General features: G+C 59.6%; 13 protein-coding genes. 9 read left to right on the forward strand and 4 right to left on the reverse strand.

What is annotated here, in order from left to right; all coding sequences use genetic code 11:
- Positions 1–15 precede the first annotated feature (15 nt).
- The gene (locus L6D81_RS25895) at positions 16–2,175 is read left to right on the forward strand and encodes a mechanosensitive ion channel family protein (protein ID WP_236182478.1); all 2,160 of its coding nucleotides are present in this window, start codon (positions 16–18) and stop codon (positions 2,173–2,175) included.
- Positions 2,176–2,562: 387 nt separating this feature from the next.
- Here the strand turns inward: L6D81_RS25895 and L6D81_RS25900 are convergent, their stop codons facing one another.
- Complete coding sequence (locus L6D81_RS25900; protein WP_236182479.1) at positions 2,563–3,276, reverse strand: UTRA domain-containing protein; 714 nt, start codon at positions 3,274–3,276, stop codon at positions 2,563–2,565.
- Positions 3,277–3,627: 351 nt separating this feature from the next.
- Between L6D81_RS25900 and L6D81_RS25905 the strand changes: the two genes are divergently transcribed.
- From L6D81_RS25905 to L6D81_RS25930, 6 genes are all read left to right on the forward strand, one after another.
- On the forward strand, positions 3,628–4,692 hold the full coding sequence (locus L6D81_RS25905) for an ABC transporter substrate-binding protein (RefSeq protein ID WP_236182480.1): 1,065 nt from the start codon (positions 3,628–3,630) through the stop codon (positions 4,690–4,692).
- A gap of 181 nt (positions 4,693–4,873) precedes the next feature.
- Positions 4,874–5,680 (forward strand): alkaline phosphatase family protein, encoded by an 807-nt coding sequence (locus tag L6D81_RS25910; protein WP_236182481.1) that lies wholly within the window; start codon positions 4,874–4,876, stop codon positions 5,678–5,680.
- A 5-nt stretch (positions 5,681–5,685) separates the two neighbouring features.
- Positions 5,686–6,522 (forward strand): ABC transporter permease, encoded by an 837-nt coding sequence (locus L6D81_RS25915; RefSeq protein ID WP_197869673.1) that lies wholly within the window; start codon positions 5,686–5,688, stop codon positions 6,520–6,522.
- Positions 6,509–7,309: an ABC transporter permease gene (locus L6D81_RS25920; RefSeq protein ID WP_236182482.1), complete on the forward strand. Its 801-nt coding sequence runs from the start codon at positions 6,509–6,511 to the stop codon at positions 7,307–7,309. The genes L6D81_RS25915 and L6D81_RS25920 overlap by 14 nt, the downstream gene beginning before the upstream one ends.
- Complete coding sequence (locus L6D81_RS25925; RefSeq protein WP_011333173.1) at positions 7,306–8,295, forward strand: ABC transporter ATP-binding protein; 990 nt, start codon at positions 7,306–7,308, stop codon at positions 8,293–8,295. The genes L6D81_RS25920 and L6D81_RS25925 overlap by 4 nt, the downstream gene beginning before the upstream one ends.
- 34 nt (positions 8,296–8,329) lie before the next feature.
- Positions 8,330–8,983, forward strand: a complete 654-nt coding sequence (locus L6D81_RS25930) for an HAD family hydrolase (RefSeq protein ID WP_236182483.1) — start codon at positions 8,330–8,332, stop codon at positions 8,981–8,983.
- 45 nt (positions 8,984–9,028) lie between these two features.
- Here L6D81_RS25930 and L6D81_RS25935 read toward each other — a convergent pair whose 3' ends face one another.
- Complete coding sequence (locus L6D81_RS25935) at positions 9,029–9,991, reverse strand: zinc-binding dehydrogenase (RefSeq protein WP_236182484.1); 963 nt, start codon at positions 9,989–9,991, stop codon at positions 9,029–9,031.
- Between the two features lie 181 nt (positions 9,992–10,172).
- Between L6D81_RS25935 and L6D81_RS25940 the strand changes: the two genes are divergently transcribed.
- The gene (locus L6D81_RS25940; RefSeq protein ID WP_236182485.1) at positions 10,173–12,257 is read left to right on the forward strand and encodes a carboxy terminal-processing peptidase; all 2,085 of its coding nucleotides are present in this window, start codon (positions 10,173–10,175) and stop codon (positions 12,255–12,257) included.
- Positions 12,258–12,391: 134 nt separating this feature from the next.
- Positions 12,392–14,182 carry a bifunctional diguanylate cyclase/phosphodiesterase gene (locus L6D81_RS25945; protein ID WP_236182486.1) on the forward strand — a complete coding sequence of 597 codons (1,791 nt, stop codon included), beginning with the start codon at positions 12,392–12,394 and terminating at the stop codon, positions 14,180–14,182.
- A gap of 46 nt (positions 14,183–14,228) precedes the next feature.
- Here L6D81_RS25945 and L6D81_RS25950 read toward each other — a convergent pair whose 3' ends face one another.
- Both L6D81_RS25950 and L6D81_RS25955 read right to left on the reverse strand, forming a co-directional pair.
- On the reverse strand, positions 14,229–14,645 hold the full coding sequence (locus tag L6D81_RS25950; protein WP_210710131.1) for a hypothetical protein: 417 nt from the start codon (positions 14,643–14,645) through the stop codon (positions 14,229–14,231).
- Between the two features lie 9 nt (positions 14,646–14,654).
- A partial coding sequence (locus tag L6D81_RS25955; protein ID WP_236182487.1) for an RHS repeat domain-containing protein occupies positions 14,655–15,750 on the reverse strand: 1,096 nt, incomplete at its 5' end.

A 15,750-nucleotide genomic window follows, 5' to 3' on the forward strand; every position in this document is an offset into this window, starting at 1 on the left:
GAGGTTGACCGCCTAGTGTTTGCTCGTCTTTTTGCCCTGCCCTGTCTTCTTCTCGTCTGCCTGATGACATTGATGTCGCCGGCACCTGCCGATGCCGCCGGCCTGCCGGGAATGCTCACGGGCGCCGGCAAGGCTCAGCCTGAAGCTCAGGAACCGCTCGGACAATCACTGGACGAAGTCATCAAGTCCCTGGAAAACGACAAGCAACGCGCCCAGTTGCTGACCGACCTGAAAAAACTGCGCGACGCCACGAAAAAAGCCCAGGCCACCCCGGAAGAAGGCGTGCTGGGACTGATCGGCGGCACCCTCTCCACCTTCGAAAAACAGTTCACCGGCGCCGACAGCCCACTCAATCGCTGGTCTGCCGAATTCGACATGGCCAAGGACGAGCTCAAAGGCCTGATGTTGCCGGCCAGCGAATGGCTGCCGATCATCTTCGCCTTCGCCGTGATCCTCGCCGTCTGGAGCCTGCTCGCCGCCGCGCTGATCTGGCTGGGTCATCGGGTACGCATGCGCTTCGGTCTGACTGAAGAACTGCCGCAACATCCCCGAGCCCTCGACATGCTGCGCTTTGCCCTGCGCAAGCTCGGGCCGTGGATGATCGCCCTGGTCATCACGGTGTACATGAGTTACGCGCTGCCCTCATCGCTGGGCAAAAGCCTGGCCATGGTGCTGGCCTACGCGCTGGTGGTCGGCACCTGCTTCTCGGCCATCTGCGTGATCGCCTTTTCCGTACTCGACGGCCCGCACCGCCACCGGGCGCTGTATATCCTGCGTCACCAGGCCTTCCGCCCGCTGTGGCTGATCGGCAGCTTCGCTGCATTCGGAGAAGCCTTGAACGATCCGCGCCTGGTGGCCGGCCTCGGCGTACATCTGGCCCACACCGCCGCCACCGTCGCCAATGTCCTCGCGGCGCTGTCGACCGGCCTGTTCATCCTGCGCTTCCGCCGGCCCATCGCCCACCTGATCCGCAACCAGCCACTGTCGCGCCGCCTGACCCGTCGCGCCCTCAGCGACACCATCGAAATCCTCGGCACCTTCTGGTACGTCCCGGCGCTGGTGCTGGTGGGCATTTCGCTGTTCGCCACCTTCGTCTCCGCCGGCGACACCAGCACCGCCCTGCGCCAGTCGCTGATCTGCACCGTGCTGCTGGTGTTGTGCATGGTCATCAACGGCCTCGTCCGCCGTCACGCCCTCAAACCCCAACGCGGGCCGAAGCGCCACGCGCTGTATTCCGAGCGTCTGAAAAGCTTCTTCTACACCCTCGCCCATTTGCTGGTGTGGCTGGCCTTCATCGAACTCGGCCTGCGGGTCTGGGGCATGTCGCTGATCGGCTTCACCGAAGGCGAAGGCCACGATGTCAGCGTCAAACTGTTCAGTCTGATCGGCACGCTGATCTTCGCCTGGCTGATCTGGATCCTCAGCGACACCGCCGTGCACCACGCCCTCACCCGCTCACGCAAAGGCCTGGCCAACGCCCGCGCACAAACCATGATGCCGCTGATCCGCAACGTGCTGTTCGTGGCGATCTTCATCATCGCCCTGATCGTCGCCCTGGCGAACATGGGCATGAACGTCACGCCGTTGCTGGCCGGTGCCGGCGTGATCGGTCTGGCGATCGGCTTCGGCGCCCAGTCACTGGTGGCCGACCTGATCACCGGCCTGTTCATCATCATCGAAGACTCCCTGGCCATCGACGACTACGTCGACGTCGGCGGCCACCTCGGCACCGTCGAAGGCCTGACCATCCGCACCGTACGCCTGCGGGACATCGACGGTATCGTCCACACCATCCCGTTCAGCGAAATCAAAAGCATCAAGAACTACTCCCGCGAATTCGGCTACGCGATCTTCCGTGTGGCCGTGCCGTTCAACATGAGCATCGACGAAGCCATCAAACTGATGCGCGACGTCGGCCAGAAAATGCGCACCGACCCGCTGCAACGGCGCAATATCTGGTCACCCCTGGAATTTCAGGGCGTGGAAAGCTTTGAATCCGGCAACGCGATATTGCGCGCCCGGTTCAAGACCGCACCGATCAAACAATGGGAAGTTTCACGAGCGTTCAACCTGTCGCTGAAACGGCATCTGGACGAGGCCGGACTGGACTTGGCGACGCCAAGGATGAATGTGCAAGTAATAACCGCAGGCGCTGGCGGCCAAACTCAGGAATAGCCCAGCCTCACCACTCACCACTCACCACTCACCACTCAAAACGATGAGCGTTAGCTCGAGTACCGCTTTTGACGTGCCGGCCCCATCGGAAGGCTGAGTGGAGGGATTTATCCGGGGGTGGGAGCGCAGCGACCGTGCGGCGAAGCCGCATGCATCGAGAGGAGGTGCAGCGAAGCAAACCGTAGGCGATGCCCCCGGATGAATCCCGGAACGAAGGAACACCGAGCCTCAGCGAGGTGCCGAACGCCGGGGCCAAGCGTTTTGCTTACTTTTGGGCGTCTGCAAAAGTGAGTCGCTGTAAAAGCGAAACCGCCAGCCGCAACCCCCGAAGCAACGGATATTCACCCAAAACAACCCAAAACCTGGTCGGCCCAGAGGCCGCCAAGGTCAAACAACATCAACACCGACGTGAATCGCATCATGCCGCCAAAACTCCAGATCACAATCAATCAACCGCCCAAACTGATCATAATTAACCCGAGCAATCCTCAACCCCGGACTCCCCACCGACACCCGTAAAGCCGCCGCCGCATCGACCGACAAAGACGTCGGCACAATCTCGAACCGCACCCGCCCATAGTGCAAATCGTAATGCCGCGCATACAGCTCGGTAATCGACTGATTCAAATCAAACTCCAGAATCCCCGGGAAGTACTGCGGATTCAGATAATGCTCCACATACAACACCAGCCGCCCATCGATCCGCCGCGACCGGCAAATCTGAATCACGCTCGACAGCGCCGGCAACTGCAACCACGCACAGACCGCCGCTGAAGCCGGCTGCAACCGCGCCGAAATCACCTCGGTCGACGGCACCCGCCCCTGCGCGCTGACCATCGCGTGAAAGTGACTGCGCTGCATCAGGTTGTAGGCCAGACGCGGCGGCGACACGAACCAGCCCCGACGCTCCTCGCGATAAATCTGCCCCTGCGCCTCCAACTGCAACAAGGCTTCCCGTACCGTAATCCGCGTCGTGCCGAACAGCTCACTGAGCTTGCGCTCGGCCGGCAACTTGCTCCCCGCCGCCAGCAACCCATGGTCGAGTTGCTCCTGGAGGATCTGGCCAATGGCTGTCACCGCTTTTGTTGCCTCATCGCGCATCAACGTTACCTATCTGGACTAGACCAGCACTGTTTCGGGGCAAAACCGCACGGTTATTTCGCCGTTCGATCACGTTGCAAGCCTAGGCAGTGCAGATGACCGAGAGATGACAAAACTACCGAACGGTCGTCCTGACAACTTGCAATACATCGGCCAAGTCCCTTGCCCACCGGGACTTGGCGGGTGGTCTACGCTTACCGGGCAGCCGTCGATACCGGAGGAATAAAACGCGGATCGGACATCTGCCGACATCAAAGTGTCATCCAGCCCCCCTACATTGGCTCAGGTATTGCTGACCTAGACCAACACAAACCGCAATCGCAGCGTTGAACACGACCAAGGAGCTTCGGAATGAAACAGCTTTTCCTGGCAACACTGTTAGGCTCGACCATTGCCATGTGCACCGCCGCCATGGCGGCTGACGATCTGAAAACCCTCGAAGCCGCTGCGAAAGCGGAAGGCGCCGTCAACAGCGTCGGCATGCCCGATGACTGGGCCAACTGGAAAGGCACCTGGGAAGACCTGGCCAGGAAATACGGCCTCAAACACATCGACACCGACATGAGCTCGGCCCAGGAAATCGCCAAGTTCGCCGCTGAAAAAGACAACGCCACCGCCGACATCGGCGACGTCGGTGCGGCCTTCGGCCCGATCGCGGTCAAGCAAGGCGTGGTGCAACCGTACAAGCCAAGCACCTGGGACCAGGTGCCGGACTGGGCCAAGGACAAGGACGGCAACTGGGCGCTGGCCTACACCGGCACCATCGCCTTCATCGTCAACAAGAAGCTGCTGCACGGCTCCGAAGTGCCGACCAAATGGGCTGACCTCAAGGGCGGTAAATACAAGGTCTCGATCGGTGATGTGAGCACTGCCGCACAAGCTGCCAACGGCGTACTCGCCGCAGCACTGGCCAACGGCGGCGACGAGAGAAACATCCAGCCGGCCCTGCTGCTGTTCGCAGACATCGCCAAGCAGGGGCGCCTGTCGATGGCCAACCCGACCATCGCCACCATGGAAAAAGGCGAGATCGAAGTCGGCGTGGTCTGGGACTTCAACGGTCTGAGCTACAAGGCCAAGATGGCCAACCCGGATGATTACGTGGTGCTGATCCCGTCCGACGGCTCGGTGATTTCCGGCTACACCACCATCATCAACAAATACGCGAAGAACCCGAACGCCGCCAAGCTGACCCGCGAATACATCTTCAGCGACGCCGGCCAGACCAACCTCGCCCGCGGCAACGCTCGCCCGATTCGCGCCGAGCACCTGCAACTGCCGGAAGACGTGAAAGCCAAACTGCTGCCGAACGAGCAGTACAAGAAAGTTACGCCGATCAAGGATGCCGATGCGTGGGAGAAAACCTCCAAGGCCCTGCCGCAGAAGTGGAACGAAGAAGTCATCGTCGAGATGAAGTAAGGCAACAGCTCACCCTTTTGTGATCTGCTGAAGATCCAAATGTGGGGGCGGGCTTGCTCGCGAATGCGGTGGATCAGTCAAAAAATTATCGACTGACACTCCGCTTTCGCGAGCAAGCCCGCTCCCACAGGGGGATCCGGGTTGAACCTGAAATTTTCTGTTTCGCGGAGTTTTTGCCCCTATGAAGCACACTGTCATCCTTGTCGTGCTCGACGGCCTCAACTACGAGGTCGCGCGTCACGCCATGGGGCATCTGCAGGCTTACGTTGGCGCAGGACGCGCCGCGCTCTACCAGTTGGAGTGCGAGCTGCCGGCCCTGTCCCGACCGCTTTACGAATGCATCCTTACCGGCGTGCCACCGATCGACAGCGGCATCGTCCACAACAACGTCTCGCGCCTGTCCAACCAGCGCAGCATCTACCACTACGCTCGCGATGCCGGCCTGAAAACCGCTGCCGCGGCCTACCACTGGGTCAGCGAGCTCTACAACCGCTCGCCGTTCGTGGCGGCACGGGATCGGCATACCGATGACCCGACGCTAGCGATCCAGCACGGCCACTTTTACTGGAACGATCACTACCCGGATTCGCACCTGTTCGCCGACGCGGAAAACCTGCGTCTGCGTCATGCGCCGGACTTTCTGCTGATCCACCCGATGAACATCGACGACGCCGGCCACAAGCACGGCCTCGACACCCCGCAATACCGCAACAGCGCCCGCAGCGCCGACATCATCCTCGCCGACTACCTGCAAGGCTGGCTCGACGCCGGCTGCCAGGTGCTGGTGACTGCCGATCACGGCATGAACAACGACCGCTCGCATAACGGCCTGCTGCCGGAAGAACGCCAGGTGCCGCTGTTCGCGCTCGGTGACGCCTTCAGCCTGAACGCCGATGCCGCACCGAAGCAGACCGACATCTGCGGCACCGTGTGCGAACTGCTCGGCGTGCCCCACGACAAACCTGTGTGCCGGGAGTTGCTCAAGTGAACTCAATGACCCGCGGCAAATGGCTGGCGGCCCTGTGCCTGGTGCCTTTCGCGCTGTTCTTTATCGTGTTCGAAATCGCCCCGCTGATCTGGGTGATGATCAACAGCCTGCAATCGGAAGAGTTCGGTTGGGGTTTCGCCAACTTCAGCAAGATCTTCAATTCGAAGTTCTATCTGCAGGCGATCCAGTACAGCCTCGAAATCAGTTTCTGGTCGAGTGTGTTCGGGATCATCATCGCGGTGCTGGGTGCGTATTCCCTGCGCCGGGTCGATTCGAAACTGCGCAACTTCGTCAACGCCTTCGCCAACATGACCAGCAACTTCGCCGGCGTGCCCCTGGCGTTTGCGTTCATCATCCTGCTCGGCTTCAACGGCAGCATCACCATCATGCTGAAGCAGGCCGGGATCATCGAGGACTTCAACCTGTACTCGAAAACCGGGCTGATCATCCTCTATACCTACTTCCAGATTCCCCTCGGCGTCCTGCTGCTGTACCCGGCATTCGACGCCCTGCGCGAAGACTGGCGCGAGTCCGCCGCACTGCTCGGCGCTGATGGCTGGCAGTTCTGGCGCCACATCGGCCTGCCGGTACTAACCCCGGCTCTGCTCGGCACCTTCGTGATCCTGCTGGCCAACGCCCTCGGTGCCTACGCCACGGTCTACGCGCTGACCACCGGCAACTTCAACGTGCTGCCGATCCGGATTGCGGCGATGGTGTCCGGCGACATTTCCCTCGATCCGAACCTGGCCAGCGCCCTGGCCGTGGTGCTGGTGGCGCTGATGACCCTGGTGACCGTCGTGCATCAACTGCTGCTGAAGAGGAGCTACCATGTCTCGCGCTGAATCCGGCCCGGCCGGCGTCTACCACCGCGTCGTGGTCTATCTGTTGTTCGCCATCCTCCTGCTGCCGCTGGTGGGCACGCTGATCTACTCGATCGCCAGCAGTTGGTCGGCCACCATCCTGCCCAGCGGTTTCACCTTCAAGTGGTACCTCCAGTTGTGGAGCGACCCACGGTTTCTGCACGCCTTCGGCCAGTCGCTGCTGGTGTGCGTCGGGGCGCTGATCCTGTCGGTGGTGCTGATTCTGCCGCTGCTGTTCGTGGTGCATTACCACTTCCCGAAACTCGATGCGCTGATGAACATCCTGATCCTGCTGCCCTTCGCGGTGCCGCCGGTGGTGTCGTCGGTGGGGCTGTTGCAGCTCTACGGTTCCGGGCCGTTTGCGATGGTCGGCACGCCATGGATTCTGATCGGTTGCTACTTCACCGTGGCACTGCCATTCATGTACCGGGCGATCACCAACAACCTGCAAGCGATCAACCTGCGCGACCTGATGGACGCCGCCCAACTGCTCGGCGCCAGCACCTTTCAGGCGGCCTTCCTGGTGGTACTGCCAAACCTGCGCAAGGGCCTGATGATCGCGTTGCTGCTGTCGTTCTCGTTCCTGTTCGGTGAGTTCGTGTTCGCCAACATCCTGGTCGGAACGCGCTACGAAACCCTGCAGGTCTACCTCAACAACATGCGCAACAGCAGCGGCCACTTCACCAGTGCGCTGGTGATTTCCTACTTCTTTTTCGTGCTGGTCCTGACCTGGGTCGCCAACATCTTGAACAAGGACAAAAGCGAATGAGCTATGTCAGCGTCCAACACCTGCAAAAAAACTACGCCGGCACCACGGTGTTCAGCGACATCAATTGCGAAATCCAGAAGGGTGAATTCGTCACCCTGCTCGGCCCGTCCGGTTGCGGCAAATCCACCCTGCTGCGTTGCATCGCCGGCCTGACGCCGGTGGATGGCGGCAAGATTCTGCTCGATGGCGTCGACATCGTTCCGCTCACCCCGCAGAAACGCGGGATCGGCATGGTGTTCCAGAGCTACGCACTGTTCCCCAACATGACCGTCGAGCAGAACGTCGCCTTCGGTTTGCGCATGCAGAAGGTCAACGCCGACGACAGCCACAAGCGGGTTGCCGAAGTGTTGAAGCTGGTTGAACTCAACGATTTCGCCAGTCGCTATCCGCATCAGCTGTCCGGCGGTCAATGCCAGCGTGTCGCCCTTGCCCGCTCGCTGGTGACCCGTCCGCGCCTGTTGTTGCTGGATGAGCCGCTGTCGGCCCTCGATGCGCGGATTCGCAAACACTTGCGGGAACAGATCCGGCAGATCCAGCGCGAGCTCGGCCTGACCACCATTTTCGTCACACACGATCAGGAAGAAGCCCTGACCATGTCTGACCGGATTTTCCTGATGAATCAGGGAAAGATCGTACAAAGCGGCGATGCCGAAACCCTCTACACCGCACCGGTCGACGTGTTCGCCGCCGGCTTCATCGGCAACTACAACCTGCTGGATGCCGAGAGCGCGTCGAAGCTGTTGCAGCGGCCGATCAACCATCGCATCGCGATTCGCCCGGAAGCCATCGAACTGAGCCTCAGCGGCGAACCCGATGCGCAAATCCGCAGCCACAGCCTGCTGGGCAACGTGATTCGCTACCGCGTCGAAGCCCGGGGCGTGGAATTGGTCGTGGATGTGCTCAACCGCTCGGCGGCGGATCTGCATCCCGACGGCCAGCGCCTGTCACTTTCCATCGATCCCACCGCCCTGTGTGAGGTAGCCTGATGACTTCGCTGACACCCAAGAGGGAACTGAACTGATGGCCCTGGCAATTTTTGATCTGGACGACACCCTGATCCACGGCGACTGCGCCACTCTCTGGAGCGAGCAGATGGGGCGCCTGGGCTGGGTCGATCCCGAGTCGTTCATGCGCCGGAACAACGAGCTGATGGACGCCTACAGCCATGGCAAGTTGCGCATGGAAGACTACATGGACTTCAGCCTCGAACCGTTGATCGGCCGTACCCCGGAAGAAGTCGAACATCTGGTCGGGCCGTGGGTGGAAGACTTTATCGAGCCGATCATCTTCAGCGACGCGACCAAAACCATCGCCGCCCACCGCAAGGCCGGCGACCGGATCCTGGTGATCTCGGCCTCGGGCACGCACCTGGTCAAACCGATTGCGGATCGACTGGGCATCGACGAGGTGCTGGGAATCGAACTGGAAGTGGCGCACGGTGTATACAGTGGCCACACCGTGGGCACCCTGACCTACCGCGAAGGCAAGATCACCCGCCTGCTGGAATGGCTGGACGCCGAAGAGGAAAACCTTGAGGGCGCGAGTTTCTATTCCGACTCACGCAATGATCTGCCGCTGCTGTTGAAGGTCGACTACCCGCACGTGGTCAATCCGGATCCGGTGCTGCTGGCAGAGGCCGAGAAATCCGGCTGGCCGATCCACCTCTGGAAATAAGCGATGGTCTTGTGGGAGCAAGCCTGCTCCCACAAACGTCGATGATCAGCTCAGGCTTTCATCGATCACCAGCACCAGCTTCCCGGCCACCGTGTTGCTCGCCAGCTCCGCAAACGCCGCCTCGGCATCCTTGATCGGGAACGCCTTGGCCAGTTGCGGCTTCAGGCGCCCTTCGGAAAACAGCGGCCACACGTGCTGGCTCAGATCGCTGAACAGGTCGGCCTTGAACTGATCGTCACGGCTGCGCAGGGTCGAACCCAGCAGTTGCACCCGCTTGGCCAGCACCTGGGCCAGATCCAGTGTTGCCTCACGGCCGCCCATCAGACCGATCAGCACCCAGCGTCCGTCCTGCGCCATCAGCTTGAGGTTCAACGCCGAATAGTTGCCGCCCACCGGATCCAGGATCACATCGAACGGCCCGAAATCCCGCAGGCTCTCCAGGTCGTCGGTGCGCACCACCCCGCCCTGGGCGCCCAGCGATTCGCAATAGGCCAGCCGTTCAGCCGAGCCGACGCTGACCCAGCACGGATTGCCGAAAGCCTTGCACAATTGAATGGCGGCCGAGCCGATGCCGCTGGCCCCGGCGTGCAGAAGAACTTTCTCACCCGGTTTGAGCGCAGCGAGTTGAAACACATTCAGCCAGACGGTCGCGTAAACCTCGGGCAAGGCAGCGGCCTCGATCAGCGATACGCCTTCCGGAACCGGCAGCACATGCCGTCCGTCGACGACCACCTCTTGTGCCATCCCGCCCCCGGCCAGCAAGGCGCAGACCCTGTCGCCGACCTGCCAGGAAGAACCCGCGCCGACCTCGCTGATCACCCCGGAACACTCAAGACCCAGTACCTGGCTGGCACCCGGAGGGGGTGGATAAAGTCCGGCTTTCTGTAATAAATCCGCGCGATTGAGTCCCGCTGCCGCCACCCGGATGCGAACTTGTCCTACATCACATGTAGGACTTGGTTCATCAACCCATGCCACTTGACCTTCAACGCCTTGCAATGCCTTCACAGTGCCTCCATAGTGAGTCTGGACTGAGCCCGAAGCTGTAGCGCCGGGCTTTTTGCATTATGCGACCGGCCCTGGGGTCTGAACGAACGCTGAACAGCAGTTATCGTACAGAGCGTAGAGGTACCGGCGACTTCAAAGACGGCCTAATATGCGTTATCAATTGTCCCTGCGTCGAATCAGCATGAAGCATCTGCTCCCCAGCACCGCCCTCGCTCTTTTCATCGGTATCGGCCTGTTGCCGGTGTCGGGCACCACATTCGCAGCCAACAGCTGGGACAAGTTGCAGCCTGATCGCGACGAAGTGATCGCCAGTCTGAACGTCGTCGAGTTGCTCAAGCGTCACCACTACAGCAAGCCGCCGCTCGACGATGCGCGCTCGGTGATCATCTACGAAAGCTACATCAAGCTGCTCGACCCGTCCCGCAGCTACTTCATGGCCAGCGACATCGCCGAATTCGACAAGTGGAAGACCCAGTTCGACGACTTTCTCAAGAGCGGCGACCTCAACGCCGGGTTCACCATCTACAAGCGCTATCTGGACCGCGTGAAGGCGCGTCTGGACTTCGCCCTTGCCGAGCTGAACAAAGGCGTCGACAAGATGGACTTCACCACCAGGGAAACTTTGCTGATCGATCGCAAGGACGCACCGTGGCTCAAGTCCACCGCCGAACTCGATGACCTGTGGCGCAAACGCGTCAAGGACGAAGTGCTGCGGCAGAAGATCGCCGGCAAAGATCCGAAGCAGATCCAGGAAACCCTGACCAAGCGCTACAAGAATCAACTGGCGCGTCTGGACCAGACCCGCGCCGAAGACATCTTCCAGGCGTACATCAACACCTTCGCCATGTCTTACGATCCGCACACCAACTATCTGTCGCCGGATAACGCGGAGAACTTCGACATCAACATGAGCCTGTCCCTCGAGGGCATCGGTGCCGTGTTGCAGAGCGATAACGACCAGGTAAAAGTCGTGCGTCTGGTGCCGGCAGGCCCGGCCGACAAGACCAAGCAGGTTGCACCGGCCGACAAGATCATCGGCGTTGCCCAGGGCAACAAAGAGATGGTCGACGTGGTCGGCTGGCGTCTGGACGAAGTGGTCAAACTGATCCGTGGCCCGAAAGGCACCGTGGTACGTCTGGAAGTCATCCCGGCCAGCAATGCGCCGAACGACCAGACCAGCAAGATCGTGCCAATCACCCGTGAAGCGGTGAAGCTCGAAGACCAGGCCGTGAAGAAGTCCGTGCTGAACCTGAAACAGGACGGCCGCGACTACAAGCTCGGCGTGATCGAGATTCCGGCGTTCTACCTCGACTTCAAGGCCTTCCGTGCCGGCGATCCGGACTACAAGAGCACCACTCGTGACGTCAAGAAGCTGCTGACCGAACTGCAGAAGGAGAAAGTCGACGGCGTGGTCATCGACCTGCGCAACAACGGCGGCGGTTCCCTGCAGGAAGCCACCGAGCTGACCAGCCTGTTCATCGACAAGGGCCCGACCGTGCTCGTGCGTAATGCCGACGGCCGGGTCGACGTCCTTGAAGATGAAAACCCGGGCGCGTTCTACAAAGGCCCGATGGCGCTGCTGGTCAACCGCCTGTCTGCCTCGGCTTCGGAGATCTTTGCCGGTGCCATGCAGGACTACCACCGTGCGCTGATCATCGGTGGCCAGACCTTCGGCAAAGGCACCGTGCAGACCATCCAGCCGCTGAACCATGGCGAACTGAAACTGACCCTGGCCAAGTTCTACCGGGTTTCCGGTCAGAGTACCCAGCATCAGGGCGTACTGCCGGACATCGATTACCCGTCGATCATCGACACCAAGGAAATCGGCGAGAGCGCACTGCCGGAAGCCATGCCGTGGGACACCATCCGCGCGGCGATCAAACCGGCGAGCGATCCGTTCAAGCCGTTCCTGGCCCAGCTCAAATCCGAGCATGACACCCGTTCCGCCAAGGACGCGGAGTTCGTGTTCATCCGCGACAAGCTGGCCCTGGCGCAGAAACTGCTGGAAGAGAAAACCGTCAGCCTCAATGAAGCCGAGCGCCGTGCCCAGCACGCCGACATCGACGCCAAGCAACTGGCGATGGAGAACATCCGTCGCAAGGCCAAAGGCGAAGAACCGCTCAAAGAACTGAAGAAAGAAGACGACGACGCCCTGGCAGCCGCGGAGCAGGACAAGGTCAAACCGGAAGACGACGCCTACCTGAGCGAGACCGGGCGCGTGCTGCTGGATTACCTGAAGCTGAGCAACCAGGTCGCAAAGAAGTAAGGTGATGGCAATTTAATGCTGACGATCCCCGGATCGTCATCAAACAGTCATCATTCTGTCGTGCAATAAAGGACTGGGAGCGGTTCTCTTCATCGAGAACGCTCCCAGTCCTTTTTTTATCGCCAGAGATTGCCATGACCACGACCGAACAGCTGAGTGCCTTGAGCTCGATCCTGACTCAAAGCGGTTTACACAGCCTGTTCCAGCCGATCATTTGCCTCTCCGAACGACGCATTCTCGGCTACGAAGCCCTGACCCGCGGCCCGTCCAACAGCCCGCTGCACTCCCCCATCGCCCTGTTCGCCGTGGCCCGCCAGGCCGGACGCTTGAGCGAACTGGAAATCGCCTGCCGCCAGAGTGCCTGTCGTCGTTTCAACGAACAGCAGTTGCCGGGCAAGCTGTTTCTCAACGTCTCGCCCGAATCCCTGCTCGAAGCGGCGCACCAGCCGGGGCGCACGCTGCAGCTGCTTCAGGATTTCGGCATTCCACCGAGTCAGGTAGTGATCGAACTCACCGAACAGACACCAATCGATGATTTCCAGTTGCTGCAAACTGCGCTGCATCACTATCGGGCAATGGGGTTTTCAATTGCCCTCGATGATCTTGGCGCCGGTTATTCGAGCCTGCGTCTATGGTCGGAATTGCGACCGGATTACGTGAAGATCGATCGGCACTTTATCGACGGCATTCACCAAGACGCATTGAAACGCGAGTTCGTCGGATCGATCCTGCAAATCGCCAAGGCCTCAAGGGCACAGGTGATTGCCGAAGGCATCGAACTGCCGGAAGAGTTGGCGGTGTTGACCGAAATGGGGGTGGATCTGGTACAGGGCTATCTGCTCGGACGCCCTCAAGAGCACCCGCCGCGCGATGCCCGGGCCTTGATGCCCAAACACGACAGCAGCGCCGTTGCGCTGAACGATGAAGGCAGCGACCTCAGCGCCCTGCTCAACGATCAACCGGCCGTGAATCGCGAAACGCCGACCGCCACCGTACTTGAGGCCTTTCGTCGCCAGGCCAATCTCAACTCGCTGGCGGTGCTCGACGAACAGGGCCAGCCCTGCGGCATCGTTCATCGTCACTCGTTGTCCGATGCGCTGCTCAAACCGTTTGCCACCGACCTGTTCGCCCGCAAACCGATCAGCCGCCTGATGAACGACGACTTCCTGGCCGTGGAAATGAGCCAGTCGCTGCAACAGGTCAGCCGCCTGATCACCAGCCGCGCCCGGCAACGCATCGAAGAAGATTTCATCATCACCCTCAACGGCAGCTACCTGGGTCTGGGCCGGGTGATTGATGTGCTCAAACTGATTACCGAGCTGAAAATCCAGCAGGCCCGCTATGCCAATCCGCTGACGTTGTTGCCGGGGAATGTGCCGATTCAGCAATGCCTGACGCGGTTGCTGCAACAGGGACGGGAGTCGGTCATTTGTTATGTCGACATCGACAGCTTCAAACCCTTTAACGATATCTATGGGTATGGGCGTGGGGATGAAGTGTTGCTGTGTCTGGCGCAATGCCTCAACGAACGCGTCGACCCGTCCCGCGACTTTGTCGGGCATATTGGGGGGGATGATTTTCTATTGGTGCTCGGCCCTGAGGATTGGCGCAAACGACTTAACCAATTGCTTGATGACTTCCAGAGCCAATGCCGACGCTTCTATCGCCCGGAACATCTGGAGGCTGGGTGTTTTGTTGCGCCGAATCGCCAGGGTATACGTCAGGAATTTCCGTTGTTGTCACTGTCCATTGGCGTGGTGCATTTGCATCCTGAGGCGTGTGCGCAACTGGATGCGAGTCAGTTGGCGGAAATGGCGTCGCAGGCGAAGCATCATGCGAAGAATGTTCCGGGGTATAGCGTGCATTTGATTGATAGTCTTATTACCGCAGACGTCCATTCGCCTCAGTCAATCGGCCAACGCTAACTCCTCAGACAACACAAATCCCTGTGGAAGCGGGTTTGCCCGCGAACTACCAAGACGACTGATTCTCCGCACGTGCTTTTTTTAGTTCATCATTCCATTGTTCAACTGCCAATCTATATATATCTTCAAAAAAGCCACGTGGATCGTCTACCATCGTTTCATCCCACGCAACACACGTATTCGAGTCGTAGTCATCTTCAAATAATTTTGAAAAATCAAAACCTGGCGAACTCAAAGCCTCTTCAAGAACTTTAACCATCAAAAATTTATGCCTATACGTATATCCAAAAAAACCACCTAAAATAAACTTCCTTATAACAACCTCTCTATCGACTGCATCATTGGGGTCGTAAATAGATAGGGCTACCCCCAATGTCTCCTCCAGATCATAGGTTCCTATCCCACCAAGCCAATAAGAAAGCTGGGGGATAAACGGAAGATTCACACCCGGCGACATCAACATAAAACGCTCCTAATCCGGAAAAGCTGTGTAAGGGCTACTAACATTTTGTCTGCGAAACCGCACTTCAGAATAATTCAACTCATCTACATATCGTGGATTTTGTTGATCTCTCCTATTCGGCTTATATCCTCTACCACCATTCGGCATCTCTTTCCTCACCACCGGGTCTCCCTGTGGTGTAAATCCTGTAGGAGCAGAAGGTGTTCGGCTCATTCTGGAAACAGCATCATTGATAGCATGGAGCTGCAGTCGCCAACTCTTGAACTGAGAGCTCGAATTTACCCTCTCCCGTACTCCACTTACTGTGGGATGACTGCCATCAACAGATCTTTGCTTGAGCGCATGATCTGGAATTTCCGGATTATGTTTAGCGACAGTATGCATTTGGTACAAAGCCTCGTATTCATTCACTCGCCTCTTCGCATTCGCCTCTGCCAACTCATCAATCTTCGCCCGCCGTTCCTGCGCTGTCATGCGCGGCAGCTGGGGCTCGCCTTCATGAACAACCGAACCACCTACCCCATCTGGCACCGAACAACCCGGCTTATTCGGCGGCGGACAGTTGGACGTCAACCCCAACGGATCCACCCACCCCGTCGGATTCGGTACATACCGGTACTGATTCAGCCCACCCGCCAGCTTCACCGGATCCGGCGTCAAGTACCGTCCCACGTCCGGGTCGTAATACCGGTGCCGGTTGTAATGCAGCCCGCTTTCGTCATCGAAGTACTGCCCCTGAAAGCGCAGTGGCTGGTTCAGGTAGTCCTCGGTCGCCAGTTCCAGCGAGGTGACTTTGCCGTAGGCGCTGTATTTGGCTGACCAGACGATCTCGCCGCTGTAGTCGGTCAGCTCCTGCGGGGTGCCGAGGTGGTCGAGTTGGTAGTAGAACGGGCAGGCGCGTTTCGGGCCTTTGCCGTCGAGCATCGCCAGCGGGCGGAAGGTGCCGGGTTCGTAGATGAAGCTGCGATGCTGGGTCGGGCTGCTTTCGGCGATCAGGTGGTCGCCTTGCCAGAAGAACTCGGTGGTCTGGCCGTCGACGGTCTTGCGGATGCGCCGGCCGAAGGCGTCGTACTGGTAGCTGGCGCTGGTGCCGTCGGGACGGGTC

Origin of the sequence: Pseudomonas sputi (assembly GCF_021603585.1) — a bacterium.
GTDB classification, from domain to species: Bacteria; Pseudomonadota; Gammaproteobacteria; order Pseudomonadales; family Pseudomonadaceae; genus Aquipseudomonas; species Aquipseudomonas sputi.

Excerpts from the sequence above, each read along its gene's own strand:
- L6D81_RS25915 (WP_197869673.1), top strand. The coding sequence starts at position 5,686 with ATGACCCGCGGCAAATGGCTGGCGGCCCTGTGCCTGGTGCCTTTCGCG.
- L6D81_RS25905 (WP_236182480.1), top strand. The coding sequence starts at position 3,628 with ATGAAACAGCTTTTCCTGGCAACACTGTTAGGCTCGACCATTGCCATG.
- L6D81_RS25925 (WP_011333173.1), top strand. The coding sequence starts at position 7,306 with ATGAGCTATGTCAGCGTCCAACACCTGCAAAAAAACTACGCCGGCACC.
- L6D81_RS25910 (WP_236182481.1), top strand. The coding sequence starts at position 4,874 with ATGAAGCACACTGTCATCCTTGTCGTGCTCGACGGCCTCAACTACGAG.
- L6D81_RS25930 (WP_236182483.1), top strand. The coding sequence starts at position 8,330 with ATGGCCCTGGCAATTTTTGATCTGGACGACACCCTGATCCACGGCGAC.
- L6D81_RS25940 (WP_236182485.1), top strand. The coding sequence starts at position 10,173 with ATGAAGCATCTGCTCCCCAGCACCGCCCTCGCTCTTTTCATCGGTATC.
- L6D81_RS25920 (WP_236182482.1), top strand. The coding sequence starts at position 6,509 with ATGTCTCGCGCTGAATCCGGCCCGGCCGGCGTCTACCACCGCGTCGTG.
- L6D81_RS25950 (WP_210710131.1), bottom strand. The coding sequence starts at position 14,645 with ATGTTGATGTCGCCGGGTGTGAATCTTCCGTTTATCCCCCAGCTTTCT.
- L6D81_RS25945 (WP_236182486.1), top strand. The coding sequence starts at position 12,392 with ATGACCACGACCGAACAGCTGAGTGCCTTGAGCTCGATCCTGACTCAA.
- L6D81_RS25900 (WP_236182479.1), bottom strand. The coding sequence starts at position 3,276 with ATGCGCGATGAGGCAACAAAAGCGGTGACAGCCATTGGCCAGATCCTC.